At 63.8% G+C, this 21,138-nt stretch carries 20 protein-coding genes; 8 read left to right on the top strand and 12 right to left on the bottom strand.

Annotated features, from left to right (window positions below; genetic code table 11):
- Window positions 1-152 precede the first annotated feature (152 nt).
- Window positions 153-1,982: a sensor domain-containing diguanylate cyclase gene (locus H3H45_RS15885; protein WP_182834696.1), complete on the bottom strand. Its 1,830-nt coding sequence runs from the start codon at window positions 1,980-1,982 to the stop codon at window positions 153-155.
- Window positions 1,983-2,220: 238 nt separating this feature from the next.
- Here H3H45_RS15885 and H3H45_RS15880 point away from each other — a divergent pair, with 238 nt between their 5' ends.
- Entirely contained in the window at window positions 2,221-3,927 is a 1,707-nt protein-coding gene (locus tag H3H45_RS15880) for a SulP family inorganic anion transporter (RefSeq protein WP_182834695.1), read from the top strand.
- Between the two features lie 14 nt (window positions 3,928-3,941).
- Here the strand turns inward: H3H45_RS15880 and argR are convergent, their stop codons facing one another.
- The 8 genes from argR to H3H45_RS15840 all read right to left on the bottom strand — a co-directional run bounded on the left by argR (window position 3,942) and on the right by H3H45_RS15840 (window position 12,395).
- Window positions 3,942-4,928 carry a transcriptional regulator ArgR gene (gene argR, locus H3H45_RS15875; RefSeq protein ID WP_182834694.1) on the bottom strand — a complete coding sequence of 329 codons (987 nt, stop codon included), beginning with the start codon at window positions 4,926-4,928 and terminating at the stop codon, window positions 3,942-3,944.
- Between the two features lie 16 nt (window positions 4,929-4,944).
- Window positions 4,945-5,709 (bottom strand): ABC transporter ATP-binding protein, encoded by a 765-nt coding sequence (locus H3H45_RS15870; protein ID WP_182834693.1) that lies wholly within the window; start codon window positions 5,707-5,709, stop codon window positions 4,945-4,947.
- 40 nt (window positions 5,710-5,749) lie between these two features.
- Window positions 5,750-6,448 (bottom strand): ABC transporter permease, encoded by a 699-nt coding sequence (locus H3H45_RS15865; RefSeq protein ID WP_182834692.1) that lies wholly within the window; start codon window positions 6,446-6,448, stop codon window positions 5,750-5,752.
- A gap of 9 nt (window positions 6,449-6,457) precedes the next feature.
- A complete protein-coding gene (locus H3H45_RS15860) occupies window positions 6,458-7,147 on the bottom strand; it encodes an ABC transporter permease (RefSeq protein WP_182834691.1) in 690 nt (229 codons plus the stop codon).
- A 139-nt stretch (window positions 7,148-7,286) separates the two neighbouring features.
- Entirely contained in the window at window positions 7,287-8,063 is a 777-nt protein-coding gene (locus H3H45_RS15855) for an ABC transporter substrate-binding protein (RefSeq protein WP_182834690.1), read from the bottom strand.
- A 179-nt stretch (window positions 8,064-8,242) separates the two neighbouring features.
- Window positions 8,243-8,518, bottom strand: coding sequence for a hypothetical protein (locus tag H3H45_RS15850; protein WP_182834689.1), 276 nt, complete (start codon window positions 8,516-8,518; stop codon window positions 8,243-8,245).
- A gap of 73 nt (window positions 8,519-8,591) precedes the next feature.
- Window positions 8,592-10,547, bottom strand: a complete 1,956-nt coding sequence (gene acs, locus H3H45_RS15845) for an acetate--CoA ligase (protein WP_182834688.1) — start codon at window positions 10,545-10,547, stop codon at window positions 8,592-8,594.
- A gap of 294 nt (window positions 10,548-10,841) precedes the next feature.
- Entirely contained in the window at window positions 10,842-12,395 is a 1,554-nt protein-coding gene (locus tag H3H45_RS15840; protein WP_182834687.1) for a sigma-54-dependent transcriptional regulator, read from the bottom strand.
- 257 nt (window positions 12,396-12,652) lie between these two features.
- Here H3H45_RS15840 and phhA point away from each other — a divergent pair, with 257 nt between their 5' ends.
- The 3 genes from phhA to H3H45_RS15825 all read left to right on the top strand — a co-directional run bounded on the left by phhA (window position 12,653) and on the right by H3H45_RS15825 (window position 15,136).
- Window positions 12,653-13,438: a phenylalanine 4-monooxygenase gene (phhA, locus tag H3H45_RS15835; protein ID WP_182834686.1), complete on the top strand. Its 786-nt coding sequence runs from the start codon at window positions 12,653-12,655 to the stop codon at window positions 13,436-13,438.
- Between the two features lie 148 nt (window positions 13,439-13,586).
- Entirely contained in the window at window positions 13,587-13,943 is a 357-nt protein-coding gene (locus tag H3H45_RS15830) for a 4a-hydroxytetrahydrobiopterin dehydratase (protein ID WP_182834685.1), read from the top strand.
- A complete protein-coding gene (locus H3H45_RS15825; RefSeq protein ID WP_182834684.1) occupies window positions 13,940-15,136 on the top strand; it encodes an amino acid aminotransferase in 1,197 nt (398 codons plus the stop codon). Before H3H45_RS15830 ends, H3H45_RS15825 begins: the two co-directional genes overlap by 4 nt.
- Before the next feature lie 67 nt (window positions 15,137-15,203).
- On the opposite strand, the gene H3H45_RS15820 is transcribed toward H3H45_RS15825, so the two are convergent.
- From H3H45_RS15820 to selD, 3 genes are read right to left on the bottom strand one after another with little or no spacing between them, the layout of a single operon-like run.
- Complete coding sequence (locus H3H45_RS15820) at window positions 15,204-15,575, bottom strand: hypothetical protein (RefSeq protein ID WP_182834683.1); 372 nt, start codon at window positions 15,573-15,575, stop codon at window positions 15,204-15,206.
- Window positions 15,572-16,678 (bottom strand): tRNA 2-selenouridine(34) synthase MnmH, encoded by a 1,107-nt coding sequence (mnmH, locus tag H3H45_RS15815; protein ID WP_182834682.1) that lies wholly within the window; start codon window positions 16,676-16,678, stop codon window positions 15,572-15,574. The genes H3H45_RS15820 and mnmH overlap by 4 nt, the downstream gene beginning before the upstream one ends.
- Window positions 16,678-17,712 (bottom strand): selenide, water dikinase SelD, encoded by a 1,035-nt coding sequence (gene selD / locus H3H45_RS15810; RefSeq protein ID WP_182834681.1) that lies wholly within the window; start codon window positions 17,710-17,712, stop codon window positions 16,678-16,680. Before selD ends, mnmH begins: the two co-directional genes overlap by 1 nt.
- A 171-nt stretch (window positions 17,713-17,883) precedes the next feature.
- On the opposite strand from selD, the gene H3H45_RS15805 reads away from it, so the two are divergent.
- Genes H3H45_RS15805 through phnE form a run of 4 tightly spaced genes read left to right on the top strand, consistent with a single transcriptional unit; the run spans window position 17,884 to window position 21,114 of the window.
- A complete protein-coding gene (locus H3H45_RS15805) occupies window positions 17,884-18,735 on the top strand; it encodes a putative selenate ABC transporter substrate-binding protein (RefSeq protein WP_182834680.1) in 852 nt (283 codons plus the stop codon).
- A complete protein-coding gene (locus tag H3H45_RS15800; RefSeq protein WP_182834679.1) occupies window positions 18,732-19,529 on the top strand; it encodes a phosphonate ABC transporter ATP-binding protein in 798 nt (265 codons plus the stop codon). Before H3H45_RS15805 ends, H3H45_RS15800 begins: the two co-directional genes overlap by 4 nt.
- Complete coding sequence (locus tag H3H45_RS15795) at window positions 19,523-20,350, top strand: PhnE/PtxC family ABC transporter permease (protein ID WP_182834678.1); 828 nt, start codon at window positions 19,523-19,525, stop codon at window positions 20,348-20,350. Before H3H45_RS15800 ends, H3H45_RS15795 begins: the two co-directional genes overlap by 7 nt.
- Window positions 20,347-21,114, top strand: coding sequence for a phosphonate ABC transporter, permease protein PhnE (gene phnE / locus H3H45_RS15790; protein WP_182834677.1), 768 nt, complete (start codon window positions 20,347-20,349; stop codon window positions 21,112-21,114). Before H3H45_RS15795 ends, phnE begins: the two co-directional genes overlap by 4 nt.
- Window positions 21,115-21,138: the final 24 nt, after the last annotated feature.

The following is a 21,138-nucleotide window of genomic DNA, read 5'->3' as shown; positions in this document are numbered from 1 at the left end:
CGCTGCGCAGCCGCATCGGCGGTGCTCATGGGAAAAAAGCAGGATACGGGGAGCGACACTCACGGCCGGCAGGCCACAGGCGCCAACCCGAGCCAGTGCAGCTCAACAGCTTCGGGGCATCAGCATGATGCATGGAGAAGGAGCAATGCCGATCAGGCTGTCCCGGGCAGATAGCCCTGCCTGACCTGATTGCGCCCCGCCTCCTTGGCCTGATAGAGCGCCTCATCGGCAGCACCGACCAGGGCGACCAGCTTGTCCCGGGCTGCCGAATCGGGAATAACCGAGGCCAGGCCGATACTGGCGGTAATCCTGATGGCACCGCCTGGCAGCGCAATATCCAGTTCGGCCAGGGCCTGGCGAATCCCTTCGGCGACAGCCAGAGCACCCTCGACGGTGGTATCCGGCAGGATCACCATGAACTCCTCGCCACCGTAGCGGCACACCACATCAGCCTTGCGCTTGGCAAAGCTTTTGATTAGCGCCGCGACCGTTCTCAGCACGGCATCCCCGGCCTGGTGGCCATGGTTGTCATTGATGCGCTTGAAATGATCGATATCGACCATCAACACCGACAACGGCCCTTTCTGCCGACAGGCACGCGCCCACTCCGTAACGAGGATTTCCTCCTGGTAGGCGCGGTTATAGACCCCCGTCAGTCCGTCAAGCGTACTCAGCTCGCTGAGCTGGCGATTCTTCACCGCCAGCTCCTGCAATGCGCTATTGAGCGCCTCCGTGCGCTCCAGCACACGCTGCTCGAGCAGAGATCGCGCCTCCTGCTCAATGCGCAGATTTTCCTGCTTCAACAGGCGCAGGCGGTCGGCCAGGGCAAACACCAGCAGGATCATCTGCAGCGCCGAGCCGATCTGCAGGGCATATTCCGTGAGATAGGTGCCTGGCAGCACATGAAAGGTCTTCAGCGCGTAAAGCACCATGCCCAGCAGCAGCACCGTGAATGCCAGGAGGAAGAAACGCGACTGGCGATAGCCGGCCAAGAAAATCCACACCGCTACCGCAAATACCACCAGCGGAGTTAGCACCACCGAAGCCGTGCTCAAGCGGATAGCCCAGTCATAGGGCATGACCAGACACGCCAGCGCCAACGCCACATACAGCCACTGTACGAGCAGCAACAGCTTATCGATGCGTGGCACTAGGGTGCGGGTCTGCAGGAACGACCGCGTGAGCAAAATCAGGGTGAGCGTAGCCACCGTGATCGACAGCGGCAGCATGCGGTTATTCCAGTCGGGAAACTGTGGCCAGAGATACTCAAAGGCCAGACCATTGAGTGTCAGCTGGAACAGCAGGTAGGCAGCAATGTAGGCAATGTAATAGAGGTGACTGGCATCCCTGACCGACAGATAGGTCAGCAGGGTATACAGCAGCATCGACAGCAGAACGCCGTAATAGAGGCCCAGCATGTAGTACTCGCTGCGCGACTTGGCCACATAGTGGGGCGCACTGAAAAGTATCGCCGGCACCTGCAGCGACCCCTCGGTCTGCACAGCCACATACAGCCAGACCGGCTCATCCAGCGACAACGGCAACTCCACGGTGAATTGCCGACTCTTGATCAGGCGCTGATCGAAAGGCCGCCGATCGCCACCATGCTCGGCAACCAGCATCTCGCCGTGCTGATCGAGCAAATAGACGTCGATGTTGTCCAGGGGCGAATAGTCAAACTGCAGAAACCAGCTTTCATCGCCACTGACCTGCAGCAACTGAGTGCGGAACCAGTAGCGTCGCTCGGTGAAGCCGAAGTTGGGCACATCGCTGGAGTGACGGGTGAAGGCCTCGGCGGGCAGCGCATGCACGCCGTAGACATCCGTCAACGAACCGGGATCGGCCAGATATTCGAAATAGGCATTGAGCTCGACGCGAGGGTTCTTCTCGTCCAGACGCAGCAGCCAATCCCCCTCGATCGGCCCGGCCTGGACCACCCCGCAGCTCAGCCAACTGAACAGCAGAATCAGTAGTAAGCGCATCTATTTATAGTTATCCGGCTTGTACCGTACCGAGCATAGGCTCTTTTTTGGTGCAGAAAAAGCAGTGCAAGGCCACCTCCGACACACGCACCGAAACGCACCACCTGCGCGGCACATTAGCCAGCTATCTTCAAAATGAACGATCAAGCCAACCCAGATCAATAATTCATGCAGAAGCCGGAGTAGGGTGCTGCACGCGGCGCCGCAAACCTGACCCGCTCCCCCAGGAAACCCAACGATGACGACACTTTTCAGCAGCCTCGGGAAAACCTGGCGCCTGGACTTGGTGGCCGGCCTGACCGCCGCCGCAGTGGTGCTGCCCAAGTCCATGGCCTACGCCACCGTTGCCGGTCTGCCGGTGGCGATTGGCCTGTATACCGCTTTCGTGCCGATGCTGATCTACGCCCTGCTGGGTAGCTCGCGCGTGCTCAGCGTCAGCTCCACCACCACCCTGGCGATTCTGGCCGGCACCCAGCTCGGCCTGGCGGTACCGGATGGCGACCCCGACAAGCTGATTGTTGCGGTGGCCACGCTCAGCGCACTGGTCGGCGTCCTGCTGATGCTGGCCTCGCTGCTGCGCCTGGGCTTTATCGCCAACTTCATTTCCACCCCGGTGCTGACGGGCTTCAAGGCCGGCATTGGCCTGGTCATCGTGCTCGACCAGATACCCAAGCTGTTGGGGCTGCACCTCGACAAACAAGGTTTCTTCCCCGACCTGCTGAACCTGTTCAGCCTGCTGCCACAGACCTCGCTGCTGACCCTTGCCGTGGCGGTGGGCACCCTGGTCGTACTGATCGGCATGGAGCGCCTGCTACCACACTCCCCCGCCCCGCTGGTGGCGGTGGCAGGCGGTATCGCCGCCGCCTGGTGGTTCGGCCTGCAGGCACAGGGTGTGGCGATTGTCGGCCTGATCCCGCAGGGCCTGCCATCGCTGACATTGCCGGACACTCATCTGGTGATGCTGCTGTTGCCGGGCGCATTGGGCATCGCGCTGATGAGCTTTACCGAGTCGATTGCCGCCGGCCGTGCCTTTGCCGAAACCGACCAACCACCGATCAATGCCAACCGCGAACTGCTGGCAACCGGCGCAGCCAACCTGGGTGGTGCCCTGTTCGGCGCCATGCCGGCGGGCGGCGGCACTTCGCAGACCGCCGTAGTCAAGGCCGCCGGCGGCCGCTCGCAGCTGGCCTCGCTGGTGACTGCCGGCACCGCCGCGGCCACTATGCTGCTGCTCGCACCACTGCTCGGCCTGTTGCCGCACGCCACCCTGGCGGCCGTGGTGATCGTCTACTCCGTGGGTCTTATCCAGCCCGGCGAATTCCGCTCGATCCTGCAGGTGCGCAGCATGGAGTTTCGCTGGGCCTGCATCGCCTGTATCGGCGTACTGCTGTTCGGCACGCTGCAAGGCATTGTCGTAGCCATCGTGGTGTCGCTGATCGGCCTCGCCAGCCAGACCGCCAAACCGCATGTCTATGTATTGGCCCGCAAGCCCGGCACCGACGTGCTGCGCCCGCTTTCGCCAGAGCACCCGAACGACGAGACCTTCGACGGCCTGCTGCTGGTACGTCCAGAGGGTCGCCTGTTCTTCGTCAATGTCCAGCTGGTTGCCGACCAGATCAAGGCGCTACTGGCCCAGTATCAACCCAAGGTCGTGACACTCGATCTGAGCCGGGTGCCGGACATCGAATACTCCGCCTTCAAGATGCTCCAGGAGGCAGAGCAACGTGCCGCCGAGCAGGGCATCAGCCTGTGGCTGGCCGGCCTGAACCCGGAAGTGCTGAAAATGTTTCGCCATAGCGGCCTGGCGGATCAACTGGGCCGCGAGCATCTGCTGTTCAATGCTCGCCAGGCCATCGCCCAGTACCAGGCGCAGCAGGGCGCCGGTCAAGCCTCACAACTCCAACAGATCCAGCGCAATGGCGAGCTGGATATAGCGCCCGACTGACGGGCGAAGCGCGCTCAACCGCGCTCTGAAGGGCTCGGCGCGATCTCGAAGGGGCTGGTGCTGCGGCGCTGGTTGCGGTCTTCGCGCGGGGTGGCACCGAAGAAGTTGCGGTAGGCGCTGGAGAAGTGTGGGCCGGAGGAGAAACCGCAGGACAGGCCGATCTGGATGATCGACTTGCTGGTCTGCATCAGCAGCTGGCGCGCCTTGTTCAGGCGCAGCTCCAGGTAGTACTGGCTCGGCACGCGGTTTAGGTACTGCTTGAAGATGCGTTCCAGCTGGCGGCGCGACACGCACACATGGGTGGCGATCTCGTCGGTGGTCAGCGGCTCTTCGATATTGGCTTCCATCAGCAGCACGGCCTGGGTCAGCTTGGGGTGGCTGGAGCCAATGCGGTTCTGCAACGGAATGCGCTGACGCTCGCCGCCTTCGCGGATGCGCTCGACCACCAGCTCCTCGCTGACCGCGCCGGCCAGTTCAGCACCATGGTCGCGGGCCAGCACAGCCAGCAGCAGGTCGAGCACAGCCAGACCGCCGCAGGCGCTGAGGCGATCACGGTCCCAGTCGAACAGGTGACTGGTGCCGATGACCTTGGGGAAACGTTCGGTGAAATCATCCTGCCAGCGCCAGTGCACGGCAGCGCGGTAGCCATCAAGCAGGCCGAGCTGGGCCAGCGGATAGACCCCGGCCGACAACCCGCCAAGCTGCGCACCGGCGCGGGCCAGTTGCTTCAACGCGGAAGCCAGCGCCGGCGCCACCTGGGCAGGTGGCTCATCGGCCAGCAGGAACAGTTTCTGGCAACCCTCCAGGCGACCGGCCCAAGGCTCGCCCGGCATTTGCCAGCCACCTTCTTCCAGTGGCTCGGCGTGCAGGAAGCGCACTTCGTAGACCACCTCAGGGTGCACACGCTGGGCCACGCGCAGGGCTTCCTCGGCCAGGGCCAGGGTCATGGGCCTGGTTTGCGGCCAGATAAGGAAACCGATGCAGTGGGCAGTGGCTGTCATGCTGGGAGTCTAGTGCCTACTTCAAGCTGCCGGAAAGGAACTGTTTCAAGCGATCCGATTGCGGATTGGCCAGCACTTCTTTCGGGCAGCCGGTTTCTTCGACTATGCCCTTGTGCAGGAAGATCAGCTGGTTGGACACCTCACGGGCGAAGCCCATCTCGTGGGTGACCACGACCATGGTGCGACCTTCCAGGGCCAGGTCCTTCATAACCTTGAGCACCTCGCCGACCAGCTCGGGGTCGAGCGCCGAGGTCGGCTCGTCGAACAGCATCACTTCCGGCTCCATGGCCAGGGCACGAGCAATCGCCACGCGCTGCTGCTCGCCACCGGACATGTGCGCCGGGTAGGCATCCTTGCGGTGCGCCACACCGACCTTGGCCAGGTAGTGCTCAGCTTTTTCCAGGGCTTCCTTCTTCGGTACGCCCAGCACATGCACGGGCGCCTCGATGACGTTTTCCAGGGCGCTCATGTGCGACCACAGGTTGAAGTGCTGGAACACCATGGACAGGCGCGAGCGCATGCGCTGCAGCTGCTTGGGATCGGCGGCCTTGAGCGCGCCCTCCTTGCTCTTCACCAGTTTGAGCTCTTCGCCGTTGAGCAGGATCTTGCCGCCATAGGGCTGCTCGAGCATGTTGATGCAGCGCAGAAAGGTGCTCTTGCCCGAGCCGCTGGAGCCGATGATGCTGATCACGTCGCCGGCCTTGGCCGCCAGGGACACGCCCTTGAGCACTTCGTGGTCGCCGTAGCGTTTGTGCAGATCCTGGACTTCAAGTTTGTACATGGTCTCGGCTCTCATATGCGAATGCGGTGGAATCGGTGGTTCAGGCTTTGCGCGGGGCCAGATAGGCCAGCCAGCGACGTTCGGCCAGTTTGAACAGGCGCACCAGGATGAAGGTCAGCACCAGATAGAACAGACCAGCCGTGATGTAGGCCTCGAACGGCAGGTAGTACTGCGAGCTGACGGTCTTGGCCGCACCGGTGATGTCGACCAGGGTGACGATGGATGCCAAGCTGGTGGTGTGCAGCATCATGATCACTTCGTTGCTGTACTGCGGCAGCGCACGGCGCAGGGCCGAAGGCAGCAGAATTCGCCGATACAGCTTGAAACGCGACATGCCCATGGCCTTGGCCGCCTCGATCTCACCATAAGGCGTGGCCTTGATGCTGCCGGCGAGAATCTCCGCCGAATAGGCGCTGGTGTTGATGGCAAAGGCCAGGCAGGCGCAGAAAGTGGCGTTGGACAGGTACGGCCAGAGCGCACTTTCGCGCACCACCTCGAACTGAGCCAGGCCGTAGTACAGCAGATACAGCTGCACCAGCATCGGCGTGCCACGGATGGCGTAGGTGTACAGCCAGGCCGGGAAATTCACCGCCGGTTGCTTGGACACCCGCATCAGCGCCAGCGGCACGGCCAGGGCCAGACCGAAGGCCAGGGAGATCACCAGCAGCTTGAGGGTGATCAGCACACCGCCGAAATAAAGCGGCAGGCTGTCGAGTACCACGTTGTAGTCGAAAATCATGGCAGCCCCTTAAATTTCCATCGCCTTGACGCCCACCGAGTAACGGCGCTCGAGGTAGCGCAGTACCAGCAGGGAAACACTGGTGATAGCCAGGTAGATAGCCGCCGCCAGCAGGATGTAGGTGAACGGCTCACGGGTCGCATCACCGGCGCTCTTGGCGCGGGCCATCATGTCCTGCAGGCCGACTAGGGAAATCAGCGCGGTGGCCTTGATCAGCACCAGCCAGTTGTTGGTGAAGCCGGGAATCGCCAGACGGATCATCTGCGGCACCAGGATGCGGAAGAACACCCGCAGCGGACTCATGCCGTAAGCCATGCCCGCCTCACCCTGACCCTTGGGGATGGCCATGAAGGCACCGCGGAAGGTCTCGGACAGGTAGGCGCCATAGATGAAACCCAGGGTGCCAACACCGGCGATGAACGGGTTGATATCGATGTAGCCGTCGTACTCCACCAGCTGGGCAATACGGTTCACCAGGTCCTGGCCGCCGTAGAAGATCAGCAGAATCAGCACCAGGTCGGGAATACCGCGAATCACCGTGGCGTACGTCTCACCCAACAGCGCCAGCCATTTGATCGGCGACAGCCGACAGGCCGCACCGAGCAAGCCGAGAGAAATAGCGACCGCCATCGACAGCAGAGCCAGCTGCAAGGTGAGCCAGACACCATCGAGAATGGTCGAGCCATAGCCGTTGAGCATGAATTAATCCTCAGGGAAAAACAGGAGGAACGCCCCTGCGCCAGGGGAGCAGGCTGCTGCAGTGGCGCCCGATAGCAGCGCCCTGCAACCAGCCCGGCGGAGCACCTTCCTTCAGTGGCGAAGGAAGGTCAGCCCGGCCTTACTCGCCGTAGACGTTGAACTGGAAGTACTTGTCCTGCACTTCCTTGTATTTGCCGTTGGCGCGAATGGCCTGGATGGCGGCGCTGATCTTGTCGGCCAGGGCCTTGTCACCCTTGCGCACGGCGATACCTGCGCCATTACCGAAGTATTTTTCGTCGTTGAAGTCTGGACCTACCAGAGCGAAGCCCTTACCGGCATCGGTCTTGATGAAGCCATCATCGATGTTGACGATATCGGCCAGGGTGGCATCGACACGGCCAGCTGCCAGGTCGAGGAAGATTTCGTTCTGCGAACTGTAACGAACGATTTCGGCACCCGCCGGAGCGAATTTGTCGGTGGCATAGCGATCATAGGTAGAGGCACGCTGCACGCCGACCTTCTTGCCTTTCAGATCCACCAGCGGGTCATTGATCACGGTACCAGCCTTCATCGCCAGCTTGCCTGGGGTGTGGTAGTACTTGGCGGTGAAATCGACCGATTTCAGACGATCTTCAGTGATACTCATCGAAGACAGTACGGCGTCGAACTTGCGCACTTTCAGGGCCGGGATAAGGCCGTCGAATTCCTGCTCGATCCACTGGCACTTAACCTTCATCTCTTCGCAGAGGGCGTTGCCGATGTCGTAGTCGAAGCCAGTGATGCTGCCATCGGGCTGCTTGAAGGCGAACGGTGGGTAGGCTGCCTCGATACCGATACGCAGCGGTTTGTCTTCTGCCTGAACCAGCGCACTGAACGCGGACAGCGCCAGGGCGCCGAGAAGTACGATCTTCTTCATGGTGTGACTCCTTCGAATGGGGACATCGTTTGGCAGAATGAGGTTCGCCAAGGCCGCGGGTAAATTGTAGGAAGTGTCACCAGCTTTGCCGCCTCGAAAGGCGTCGCAAGTGGTGCGGCCAGGTGGGCGGCATTCTAGCGAGCAGGGGAATACCGATATTTCCTCAAAGCGACAACTAATTACAGAACCACAGGAGAGGCGCGCAAGGCAGCTTGACAGGCCATGAAAAACATGACCAGGGAGACAAAAACATTAACCTTTAATGACAGCAATATCCACGCCATAAAAACCTGAAAGCCCGTGCAATGCGGCTTTTCAACGATCCAGCAGGATTTCTCTGCGGATTTTTGCGCACCATTCCGGCGCACAGTGTTTCCGCTCTCCCCGAAACCGCGCAGCGCGTTACCCCGCAGTGTTACGGCGCCGGCCATAACCGGCCAAATCCCGATATTCATCCCCCTTCCCCCGCAGAAAAGAAAAACCCCGGCTTGTGGCCGGGGTTGTGCACGCAGCGAGGCAGCTGACGAATCAGGCCGCCTGCATGGTGCGATGGGTGTCGACGAGGTGCTGCACCACGCCGGGATCGGCCAGCGTGGAGATGTCGCCGAGGGCATCGTATTCGGCGACGGCGATCTTGCGCAGGATGCGGCGCATGATCTTGCCCGAGCGGGTCTTGGGCAGCCCCGGCGCCCACTGGATCACATCCGGCGAGGCGATCGGGCCGATCTCCTTGCGCACCCAGTTCTTCAGCTCCTGACGCAACTGCTCGGAAGGCTCCTCGCCGTTGTTCAGGGTCACGTAAACGTAGATCCCCTGCCCCTTGATGTCGTGCGGCACGCCAACCACGGCAGCCTCGGCGACTTTCGGGTGGGCGACCATGGCGCTCTCGATCTCGGCGGTGCCCATGCGGTGGCCGGACACGTTGAGCACGTCGTCGACCCGCCCGGTGATCCAGTAGTAGCCGTCCTCGTCGCGACGGGCACCGTCACCGGTGAAGTACATGCCCTTGAAGGTCTTGAAGTAGGTGTCGACGAAGCGGTCGTGATCGCCATACAGGGTGCGCGCCTGGCCCGGCCAGGAGTCGATGATCACCAGGTTGCCTTCGGCCGCGCCCTCGACCAGGTTACCCAGGTTGTCCACCAGCGCTGGCTGCACGCCGAAGAACGGCCGGGTCGCCGAGCCCGGCTTGAGCGCGGTGGCGCCCGGCAGCGGGCTGATCAGTACGCCCCCGGTTTCGGTCTGCCACCAGGTGTCGACGATCGGGCAGCGCGACTGACCGACGTTCTCGTAGTACCAGTGCCAGGCTTCCGGATTGATCGGCTCGCCGACCGAACCGAGCAGGCGCAGGCTGGAACCATCGGCGCCCTCCACCGCAGCCTTGCCCTGGGCCATCATGGCGCGGATGGCGGTCGGCGCGGTATAGAGGATGTTGACCTTGTGCTTGTCGATGATCTTGGCGACGCGGGTCACGTCCGGGTAGTTGGGGATGCCTTCGAACATCAGGGTGGTCGCGCCATTGGCCAGCGGGCCATAGACGATGTAGCTGTGGCCGGTGACCCAGCCAACATCGGCGGTGCACCAGTAGACTTCGCCCGGCTTGTAGTCGAACACCCGCTCATGGGTCAGCGCGGCATACAGCAGGTAACCGGCGCTGGTGTGCAGCACGCCCTTGGGCTTGCCGGTGCTGCCGGAGGTGTAGAGGATGAACAGCGCCTCTTCGGCGCCCATTTCCTTCGGCGCGCAGACGCTGCCGGCGACCTTCATCAGGTCTTCGTACCAGATGTCGCGGTGCTGGTTCCACTTGATCTCGGAGCCAGTGCGCTTGCATACGATGACCTTGGTCACGCTGCTGGTTTCCGGGTTGGTCAGGGCGTCGTCGACGTTGGCCTTGAGCGGGGTTTTCTTGCCACCACGCAGGCCTTCATCGGCGGTGATCACTACCTTCGACTGGCAATCGATGATGCGCCCGGCCAGGGCTTCCGGAGAGAAGCCACCGAATACCACCGAGTGGATGGCACCGATGCGGGCACAGGCCAGCATGGCCACCACGGCTTGCGGGATCATCGGCATGTAGATGGTCACCACATCGCCACGGTGCACGTCCTGGCCACGCAGGGCGTTGGCGAACTTGCACACCTGCTCGTGCAGCTGGCGGTAGGTGATTTCCTCGTGCTCGGACGGGTCGTCACCTTCCCAGATGATCGCCAGCTGGTCGCCACGCTCAGCGAGGTGACGATCCAGGCAGTTGGCCGAGACGTTGAGGGTGCCGTCGGCAAACCACTTGATATCGACGTGGTGGTCATCGAAGGAGGTCTGCTTGACCTTGCTGAACGGCTTGATCCAGTCCAGGCGCTTGGCCTGCTCACGCCAGAAACCGTCGGGGTTGATCACCGACTGCTGGTACATGGCTTTGTAAGTCGCCTCGTCGGTCAGCGACTGGGCAACCACTTCGGGACGCACGGGATACAGGGAAGCGGCACTCATGACTAAACACCTCGGCGGGTAGTTGTTGTTCTATGGTGCCTTTTGTATCCCCGGACAGCGCGTAGGGCCATTCGACCATGGTCTTAGCGCTCTACGACTAAGGTCCTGGCGGGTTTCTGCAGGCAAAAAAAAGGCGACCGGGAGGTCGCCTGCCAATTCATTCCGGGGGAGGAATGCTAGAAACGCCGTCCGGGATTCGCAGGAACCGGACGCCTGACTTTTTACCTCCTCCCTACCTCACTGCCTATTGCACCAAGGTCGTAGAGCTCGCTCCTACAGGTACCAATCCAGCGCTTACTCTTTGCCCAAACCATGCTGGCGCAGCTTGTTGGCGATGGTGGTGTGTGACACGCCCAGGCGCTTGCCCAGCAGGCGGCTGCTCGGGTGTTCGTGGTAAAGACGCTCCAGCACCGCCTTCTCGAAGCGGCCGAGGATATGGTCCAGCCCACCCTCCAGGGAGAAATCGCCCAGCGGCTGCGGTGCGCCATAGTCCGGCAGGCGGATATGCTCGACCTTGACCGTGCCGCCATCGCACAGCGACACGGCCTGGAACAGCACGTTTTCCAGTTGCCGCACGTTGCCCGGCCAATGGTAGTGGCTGAGCTTGTCCAACACCTGCGGCGCCAGCTTGGGCAGCGGGCAGCCGATCTGCCGGCTGGCCTGATCGAGGAAGTGTTCGACCAGCGGCGCCAGGCCATCCAGGCATTCACGCAGCGGCGGGATATGCAGGCTGAGCACGTTGAGGCGGTGATACAGATCCTGGCGAAATTCACCCTTGCTGCACAGTTCGGACAGGTCGACCTGGGTGGCGCAGATCACCCGCACATCCAGGTACACCTCCTCGTCGCTACCTACCCGGCGGAAACAGCCGTCCTGCAGAAAGCGCAGCAGCTTGGCCTGCAGGCGCGGACTCATCTCGCCGACGCCATCGAGAAACAGCGTGCCGCCAGCGGTCAGCTCCAGCAGGCCAAGCTTGCCTTCCGGGCGCGCGCCCTCGAAGGCGCCGGGGCCGTAGCCGAACAGTTCAGTCTCGGCCATGGATTCCGGCAGCCCGGCGCAATTTAGCGCCATAAACGGTGACTGCCCGCGCGGGCTGGCCAGGTGACAGGCGCGGGCCAGCAACTCCTTGCCGGTGCCGGTCTCGCCCTCGATCAGCAGCGGCGCATCCAGTGGCGCCATGCGCCGCGCCTCGCGCACCACGGCGGCCATCACCTTGGAACTCTGGAAGATCGAGTCGAAGCCGCGCAGTTCCTGCTTGCGCACATGGTAGATGCGCTCGCCCACCCGGTCGGCGCGGTGCAGGGTGAGCACCGCACCGGCCAGCGCCTCGCTCTCGTCGTGCTCGGACTGCAGCGGAGCGATGTCGGCGAGGAAGATATCGCCTTTCACTTTCACCCGCAGGCCATTGATCCGCGACTTGTTGGCGCGCACCAGCTCCGGCAGGTCGAAGTCCTCGGCATAGCGCGACAGCGGGATGCCCGGCACCTCATCAACGCGCACGCCGAGCAACTGCGCGGCACTACGGTTGGCTGCGACGATAGAGCCGCCCATGTCGATCGACAGCACCGGAAAATCCAGCGCACCCAGCAGCGCATTCAGCTCCAGATGACGGCGCTCGCTGGGCATCAGGCCGACGCGCTTGACCCCGAATACCCCGCCGATGCCTTCCAGCTTGGGGCGCAGGGCCTGGAACTGCAGGTTGATCAGGTTCGGGCAGTGCAGGTAGATGGCATTGCCCTGCTCGCCACCGACTTCGCCACGGGCGACGTTGATGCCGTAATCGACCAGCAGGTTGAGGATGTCGCGCAGGATGCCGACGCGGTTCTGACAGTGGACTTTGATACGCATGGCGAGGCTCTGGTCAGGCTTGTTATGGACGCAGCGGCACGATTAGCGAGGGCTGCGACATTTTATTCGTCAAGAATATGTGACAGAAGAGCAAACCAGCAAGGCGATGACACGCCGCATCGCCAACCTCGTAACCATTTCTTTACGAATAAGCCTGAGCCAACCGCCGCATACGCCTGCTCGCCACCTGTCACGAGGCCAGCCAACGGGTTATCTGTTATCCAACACAACAACAAGAGCCCCTGCTGGAGGCGACGATGAAGACCACGCAGTACCTGGCCCGCGAACCCGACGCGACTGGCTTTATCCACTACCCGGACAGCGAGCACGCGGTGTGGAATACCCTGATCACCCGCCAGCTAAAGGTGATTGAAGGCCGCGCCTGCCAGGAATATCTCGATGGCATCGAGCAGCTCGGTCTGCCTCACGAGCGCATCCCGCAGCTCGGCGAGATCAACCAGGTGCTGCAAGCCAGCACCGGCTGGCGCGTGGCAAGGGTGCCGGCGCTGATTCCGTTCCAGACCTTCTTCGAGCTGCTGGCCAGCAAGCAGTTTCCGGTAGCGACCTTTATCCGCACGCCTGAAGAGCTGGACTACCTGCAGGAGCCGGATATCTTCCACGAGATCTTTGGCCACTGCCCGCTACTGACCAACCCCTGGTTCGCCGAATTCACCCACACTTACGGCAAGCTCGGCCTGGCCGCCAGCAAGGAACAGCGCGTGTACCTGGCGCGGCTGTACTGGATGACCATCGAGTTCGGCCTGGTCGACACCCCGCAGGGCCGGCGTATCTACGGCGGCGGTATCCTCTCCTCGCCCAAGGAGACGGTCTACAGCCTGTCCGAGGCGCCCGAGCACCAGGCATTCGACCCGCTGGAATGCATGCGCACGCCGTATCGCATCGACATCCTGCAGCCGCTGTACTTCGTATTGCCGGAACTCAAGCGCCTGTTCGAGCTGGCCCATGAAGACATCATGGGCATGGTCCAGCGCGCCATGGCCCTGGGCCTGCACACGCCGAAGTTTCCGCCGAAGGCCGCTTAGGCTTTGGCTCTGGGGGAGAGGGTCGAACCAAACGGCGCCCTCTCCCTACGCGGGCCGCCCTAACCCTCTCCCGCACGCGGGAGAGGGGACTGACCCGCAAGCCCACTGACCTTCTATGCTCTGCCCACGAATCCTAGAGGAACCCAACATGACCACCCTTGCCCAAGCCCAATGCGAAGCCTGCCGCGCCGATGCACCGAAAGTCAGCGATGACGAGCTGGCCGAACTGATCCGCGAGATCCCGGACTGGAACATCGAAGTGCGCGACGGCCACATGGAGCTGGAGCGCCAGTTCCTGTTCAAGAACTTCCGCCATGCCCTGGCCTTCACCAATGCGGTAGGCGCCATCGCCGAGGAAGTCGGCCATCACCCGGCCCTGCTCACCGAATGGGGCAAGGTAACCGTCACCTGGTGGAGCCACGAAATGAAAGGCCTGCACCGCAACGACTTCATCATGGCCGCCCGCACCGACCTGCTGGCCAGCACTGCCGAGGGCCGTAAGTGAGCCATTTCGCCCGCGTCGCCCGAGTGCCGGGCGACCCCATCCTCGGCCTGCTGGACGCCTTCCGCGCCGACGCCAACCCGGCCAAGCTCGACCTCGGCGTGGGCGTGTACAAGGACGCCCAGGGCCTGACACCGATCCCGCGCGCGGTGAAGCTGGCCGAGCAGCGGCTAGTGAATAGCGAAACGACCAAGACCTATATCGGCGGCCACGGCGCGCCGGAGTTCGGCGAGCACTTGCTGCGCCTGGTACTCGGTGCCGACAGCGCGCTGCTGCGCGACGAGCTGGCCGGCGCCACCCAGGCTCCCGGCGGTACCGGCGCCCTACGTCTGGCCGGCGAATTTATCGCGCGCAACCTGCCCGGTCGCAGCATATGGCTAAGCGATCCAACCTGGCCGATCCACGAAACCCTGTTCGCCACCTGCGGCCTCAAAGTCAGCCACTACCCCTATGTCGACGCCAGCAACCAGTTGCAGGTGGAAGCCATGCTCGCCGCCCTGGCCCATGTACCCCAGGGCGACGTGGTGCTGCTGCATGCCTGCTGCCACAACCCGACCGGCTTCGACCTCAGCCAGGCCGACTGGCGCCGCGTGCTGGAAGTGGTCAAGGCGCGCGAACTGCTGCCGCTGATCGACTTCGCCTACCAAGGCTTCGGTGCCGGTCTGGAGGAAGACGCCTGGGCCGTGCGCCTGTTCGCCGCCGAGCTGCCGGAACTGCTGATCACCAGCTCCTGCTCGAAGAACTTCGGCCTGTACCGCGAACGCACTGGCGCGCTGATCGTGCGAGCCGCCGATAGCAACAAGCTGACCGATGTGCGCAGCCAGCTGGCCGCCCTGGCACGCAATCTGTGGTCGACGCCGCCGGCCCATGGCGCGGCGGTGGTCGCCAGCATCCTCGGCGACGCCGAGCTGCATGCCCTGTGGGCCGAGGAAGTGGAGGCCATGCGCCTGCGCATCGCCAGCCTGCGCAGTGGCCTGGTCGCAGCGCTGCAACCGCATGGTCTGGGTGAACGCTTTGCGCACATCGCCGCGCAGCGCGGCATGTTCTCCTACACCGGCCTGAGCGCGGCACAGGTGCAGCGCCTGCGTGAGGAATTTAGCGTGTATATGGTCAACAGCGGCCGCGCCAGCGTGGCGGGGATGGCGGAACAGCGCCTGGAATACCTGGCGGCGGCAATTGCCAGGGTGTGCAACTGACTCGGAGCTTGATGACTCCCCTCTCCCACTCTTCATAAACAAAGAGGGGGAGAAGGGGCAAAAGCAGTCACTCCAGCGTTTCGTCGTCGCGGATCAGCACGTAGCTGCCGTCGGCCAGGTCATAGACGTAGTACATCTGCACTTCGCCATCGGCCACTACGGCCACGTAGTCGCCCGGCTCGGCGACGAAATAGCCCTGGGTGCCCTTTACCGCCTCGCTCTCGATGCGCGCGGTAACGAACAGCTCTTCCTCGTGGCCATCGAAGTAGTCCTCGCGGGCCAGGGCATCCCAGTCGGCCGGCGCCACGAAAGCGCCGGTGAAGAGAATGCGTGCATCGCCCAGTTCCAGCTCCTCGGCATCCGGGTCGAGATCGTCCGGACGGTAGACCGTGCAATCCTGAGCATCGGCGTGGTCCAGCAAGCTGTGTGGCGTGGTCATGACTTTCTCCGTAGGGCACGGTCACGCAGGTAGGCCACAACGGCCGCCTGCTCACCGGCAAACTCAATACGCCCCGCCTTGCTTTCGCGCTGGAAGGCATACATGGGGTCGTAGTACTCGCGCAGTAGGCCTTCAATCCAGCCGCGATGCAAATCCACGCTACCGCTGCGCTGCTGTTCGGCCAGCGCCGCCTGCATGATCGCCAGCAGGCGCTGGTAACGCTCGCCACCCAGGCGCTTCTGGATATTGCTCAGGCTTTGCAACAGGCGCTCGGCGAACAGGCGCCACCCATCCTCGCCACCATGCACGGCGAGGAACTCGGCGCACAGGTCGATCACGTAATCGCCGAGAATGCGCTCGACGCGGCCCTCGAAGCTGTCCTCCAGCCACACCAGCGGGTACTCCTGCATGCCCTGATGCAGCTCCAGGGGCAGCGAGCAGCTGCCGACCAGGCGACTCTCGTCCTCCAGCACAAACTGCTCGGTGCCGGCGGCGCGCTGCTTGAGGATGTCGATGGCCAGGCGGTTCTCGAAGTCGATCTGCCCCGGCTGGCCAGTGGCGCGCTTGCCGAAGCTGGAGCCGCGATGGTTGGCATGACCTTCCAGGTCCAGGCTGTTGCCCAGTTGCGCGATCACCTCGGTCTTGCCGGTGCCGGTCATGCCGCCGACGATGACGAACTCGCATTCGGCCACCGCCTGCTGGGTAGTCTCCAGCAGGAAGGTGCGCATCGCCTTGTAGCCGCCGATCACCCGCGGATAGTCGATGCCCGCTTCCTTGAGCCACTGCTGGGTGATCTGCGAGCGCAGGCCGCCACGGAAGCAGTACAGGTAACCCTCGGGATTGGCCTTGGCAAAGGCCGCCCAGGCTACGACCCGCGCGGCCTTGACCTGGCCGCCGACCAGTTGGTGGCCGAGGGCAATGGCGGCGTCCTGGCCATGCTGTTTGTAGCAGGTGCCGACCTTCTGCCGCTCGATGTCGTTCATCAGCGGCAGGTTGACCACGCCGGGGAAGGCGCCCTTGTGAAACTCCACAGGGGCGCGGGCGTCCATCATCGGGCGGTCATTGAGGAAGATGTCGCGGTAGTCGCTGCTGTTGTCGCGCATCACAGCACCTCTACCGCGTGGGTCTGTCGCTCGACAAACTTACCGATCGGCGAAAGATTCAGGCCCAGTTCGGCGGCCACAGCGAGGAACTCGGCCTCGCCTTCCGGAGTCACGGCGATCAGCAGGCCGCCACTGGTCTGCGGATCGCACAGCAGGTCGCGCTGTGCGTCGCTGATCGGCGCGATCTTCTCGCCGTAGCTGTCGAAGTTGCGCAGGGTGCCACCCGGCACGCAGCCCTCGGCCAGGTAGTAGTCGACCCCCGGCAGGCGCGGCACGGCGGCATAGTCGAGCTGCGCGGTGAGATTGGCGCCATCAGCCATTTCCACCAGGTGGCCGAGCAGACCGAAGCCGGTGACGTCGGTCATCGCTTGCACGCCGGCCAGTTTGCCGAAGCGCGAGCCGGGCTTGTTCAGGGTGCACATCCAGTCGCGCGCCAGGCCAACGTCCTCGGCGCGCAGCTTGGCCTTCTTCTCGGCGGTGGTAAGGATGCCGATGCCCAGTGGCTTGGAGAGGTACAGCTGGCAGCCAGCCGTGGCGGTGTCGTTGCGCTTCATGTGCTTTTTCTCGACCACGCCGGTCACCGCCAGACCGAAGATCGGCTCCGGTGCGTCGATCGAGTGGCCGCCAGCCAGCGGGATGCCCGCCGCATCACAGACCGCGCGGCCGCCACGGATCACTTCGCGGGCCACTTCCGGCGGCAACACATTCACCGGCCAGCCGAGGATGGCGATGGCCATCAGCGGGTCGCCGCCCATGGCGTAGATGTCGCTGATCGCATTTGTCGCGGCGATACGGCCGAAATCAAACGGGTCATCGACAATCGGCATGAAGAAGTCGGTGGTCGAAACCACCCCGCGCTCGTCGTCCAGAGCGTAGACCGCCGCATCGTCACGCGAGGTATTGCCGACCCACAGCTTGGGGTCGAGATTCTGTGCGCCGCTGCCGGCGAGGATCACTTCCAGCACCTTGGGGGAAATCTTGCAGCCACAACCGGCACCATGGCTGTACTGGGTCAGGCGGATCGGCTCGCTCATCGCACTTTCTCGGCAATAACGGAAAACAGGGCGGCGATTCTAGCAAAGCTGGCCTTTCCCGCCGCGCCTCATATAATCGCGACCGTTTCTACTACCCTGTCGGAGCGCAGACGCCGCCAACGGCGCGCACGCGCTTCCTCGTTTTTTCCGCTATTGAACCGGAGAACTCCCATGCTCAAGCGTACCCTGGCGCTCGCCGCCGGCTTTGCCCTGACCCTGTCCACCAGCCTGACCCAAGCCGCCGAGGTGCTGCGCGTTTCGGCCATTCCCGACGAGGCGCCGACCGAACTGCTGCGCAAGTTCAAGCCGCTGGGCGCCTACCTGGAGCAACAGCTGGGTATGAAAGTCGAGTTCGTCCCGGTCGCCGACTACCCGGCCGTGGTCGAAGCCCTGGCTACCGACCGTCTGGACCTGGCCTGGCTCGGCGGTTTCACCTTCGTCCAGGTGCGCCTGAAAACCGGCAACGCCATCCCGCTGGTACAGCGCGAGCAGGATGCCCAGTTCACCAGCAAGTTCATCAGCGCCAACCCGGACGTGAAGAGCCTGGCCGACCTCAAGGGCAAGACCTTCGCCTTCGGTTCGGTGTCCTCCACTTCCGGCAGCCTGATGCCGCGTTATTTCATGCTGCAGGACGGCATCAAGCCGGAAACCTTCTTCAGCCGCGTCGGCTACTCCGGCGCCCATGACGCCACCGCCGCCTGGGTCCAGGCCGGCAAGGTCGACGGCGGCGTACTCAACGCCAGCGTGTGGGACAAGCTGGTCGCCGCCGGTAAAGTCGACACCAGCAAGGTCAAGGTCTTCGCCACCACCCCGATCTACTACGACTACAACTGGACCGTGCGCGGCACCCTCGACCCGGCCCTGGCCGCGAAGATCAAGGCCGCCTTCCTCGCCCTCGACCCGGCCAACCCGGAACACAAGGCGATCCTCGACCTTCAAGCGGCATCGCGCTTCATCGAGACCAAGCCGGAAAACTACAAAGGCATCGAGGACGCCGCCCGCGCCGCCGACCTGCTGAAATGACCCTGCGCCTGTCCGGCGCCCGTCTCAGCCACGGCAACGGAGTCCACGCCCTGCGCGGCGTGGACTTGCACATCGCCGCCGGCGAGCGGGTCGCCATCATCGGCCCGTCAGGCGCCGGCAAGTCGAGCCTGCTCAACCTGCTGGCCAGCGCCCTGCAACCGAGCAGCGGCGAGATTCAGCTGCTTGGCGAGCATCCCTGGCAGCTTTCCAGCCGTCAGCGCCAACGCCTGCGTGCCCGCATCGGCCTGATCCACCAGGCGCCGCCCCTGCCGGCGCGCCAGCGGGTGGTGACCTCCGTATTGGCCGGCAAGCTTGGCCAGTGGAGCCTGGGCAAGAGCCTGCTGAATCTGCTGCATCCCGTGGATATCCCCGGCGCACGCCGTGAGCTGGCCAAGCTGGACCTGGCCGACAAGTTGTTCGCCCAGTGCCAGCAGCTCTCCGGCGGCCAGTTGCAGCGGGTCGGCATCGCCCGCGCGCTGTACCAGGCGCCCGAACTGCTGCTGGCCGATGAACCGGTATCGGCCATGGACCCGGTGCTGGCCGAGCACACCCTGAGCGTGCTGTGCCGACATGCCGAACAGCATGGCACGACCCTGGTCGCCAGCCTGCATGCGGTGGAGCTGGCCCTGGCCCACTTCCCGCGAATTATCGGTCTGCGTGACGGGCTGATCCTTTTCGACCGCCCTGCCGGCGAAGTCGACCAGGCGCAGCTCGATGCCCTGTACGCCAATGAACAGCTGCTCTCGCCGCCAGCGCCCCGCGTGACCCTGAGCCTGCAGATCCCGCGATGCTAAGCCGCGACACCCGCGATCCGGCTTCCCTGCCCCGCCTGCTACTCACCCTGCTGGCGCTGGCCCTGTTATGGCCGGGCATTCAGCTCAGCGAGCTGGACCTGGGCGTGCTGCTGCAAGCCGACAGCCAGAGCGAGATGGGCCGCTTCGTCGCCGCCTTCTGGCCGCCAGCGCATGACGCGGAATTCCTCGACCTGTTGCTGCAGGCCACCCTGCAGACCTTGGCCATCGCTACCGCCGGCATGGCCCTGGCGCTGCTGCTGGCGATTCCGGCCAGCCTGCTGGCCAGCCGCGCGCTGTCGCTGTCTGCCGCCTCCCGTGGCGGTCGACCCAAACCGCTGGCGCAGTGGCTGCGCTGGCCGGTACGCGGCCTGCTGATTTTCCTGCGCAGCGTGCCGGAAATCGTCTGGGCGCTGCTGTTCGTCCGCGCCGTCGGCCTCGGCCCCACCGCCGGGGTGCTGGCCATCGCCATCACCTACAGCGGCATGCTCGGCAAGGTTTATGCGGAAATCTTCGAGTCGGTCGACCAGCGCCCGGCCCACGCCCTGCTACAAGCTGGCAGCGGGCGGCTGGCGGCGTTCGTCTACGGCATTCTGCCAAACGCCGCGGCGGAGCTGACTTCCTACACGGTGTACCGCTGGGAGTGCGCGATCCGCGCCTCGGTGGTGATGGGCTTCGTCGGCGCCGGCGGCCTGGGCCAGCAGATCGACCTGTCGATGCGCATGTTCGCCGGCGGCGAAGTGGCCAGCATGCTGCTGACCTTCCTGTTGCTGGTGCTGCTGGCCGACCAGCTCAGCCGCGTGCTGCGCGGGAGACTGGCATGAACCGGCTGATCAACCTGTTGCTGCTGCTCGGCATAGGCGCGGCGGTAATCGCCTCATTCGCTTACCTGGGTATCGACCTGAGCGCGCTGACCAGTGGCGACAGCCTGGGCCAGATGGCAGGCTATGTGCGGCGCTTTCTCAGCCCGGACCTGAGCGCCGAGCACCTGTCGGCCATCGGCCACGGCGCCCTGGAAACTCTGGCCATGTCGGCCATCGGCACCTTGCTCGCGGCGGTGTTCGGCCTGTTGCTGGCCTTGCCCGCCGCCGGGCGTTTCGGCTGGCCGCTGCAGAGCGCCGCGCGTTTGCTACTGAATGCCTTGCGCGCAATTCCGGAACTGGTGTGGGCCGCACTAATGGTGCTGGCCGCCGGCCTTGGCCCGAACGCCGGCACCCTGGCCCTGGCCCTGCACACCGCTGGGGTACTCGGCCGCCTGTTTGCCGAGGCGCTGGAAAACACCCCGACCTCACCGGCCGAGGCGATTCGCCTGCAGGGCGGTAGCCAGGTCGCGGCGTTCTGCTACGGCACCCTGCCCAACCTGTGGCCACAGCTGTTGGCCTACTGCCTGTACCGCTGGGAAAACAATATCCGCATGGCCAGCGTACTCGGCTTCGTCGGCGCCGGCGGCCTGGGGCAGATGCTCTACGTCAGCCTCAGCCTGTTTCAGGAGGCCCAGGCCAGCACGGTGATCATCGCCATGCTGGTGCTGGTGTTCGGCGTCGATGCGCTAAGTGGCTGGACGCGGCAGCGCTGGGTCAGGGCGTAGGGCTGCTGGATTGGCACCAAAACC

The sequence above is a fragment of the Aquipseudomonas guryensis genome (assembly GCF_014164785.1).
Taxonomy (GTDB): Bacteria; Pseudomonadota; Gammaproteobacteria; order Pseudomonadales; family Pseudomonadaceae; genus Aquipseudomonas; species Aquipseudomonas guryensis.
The sequence above is the reverse complement of the archived record's forward strand: the minus strand, read 5'-3'. Positions and strand labels throughout refer to the sequence as shown.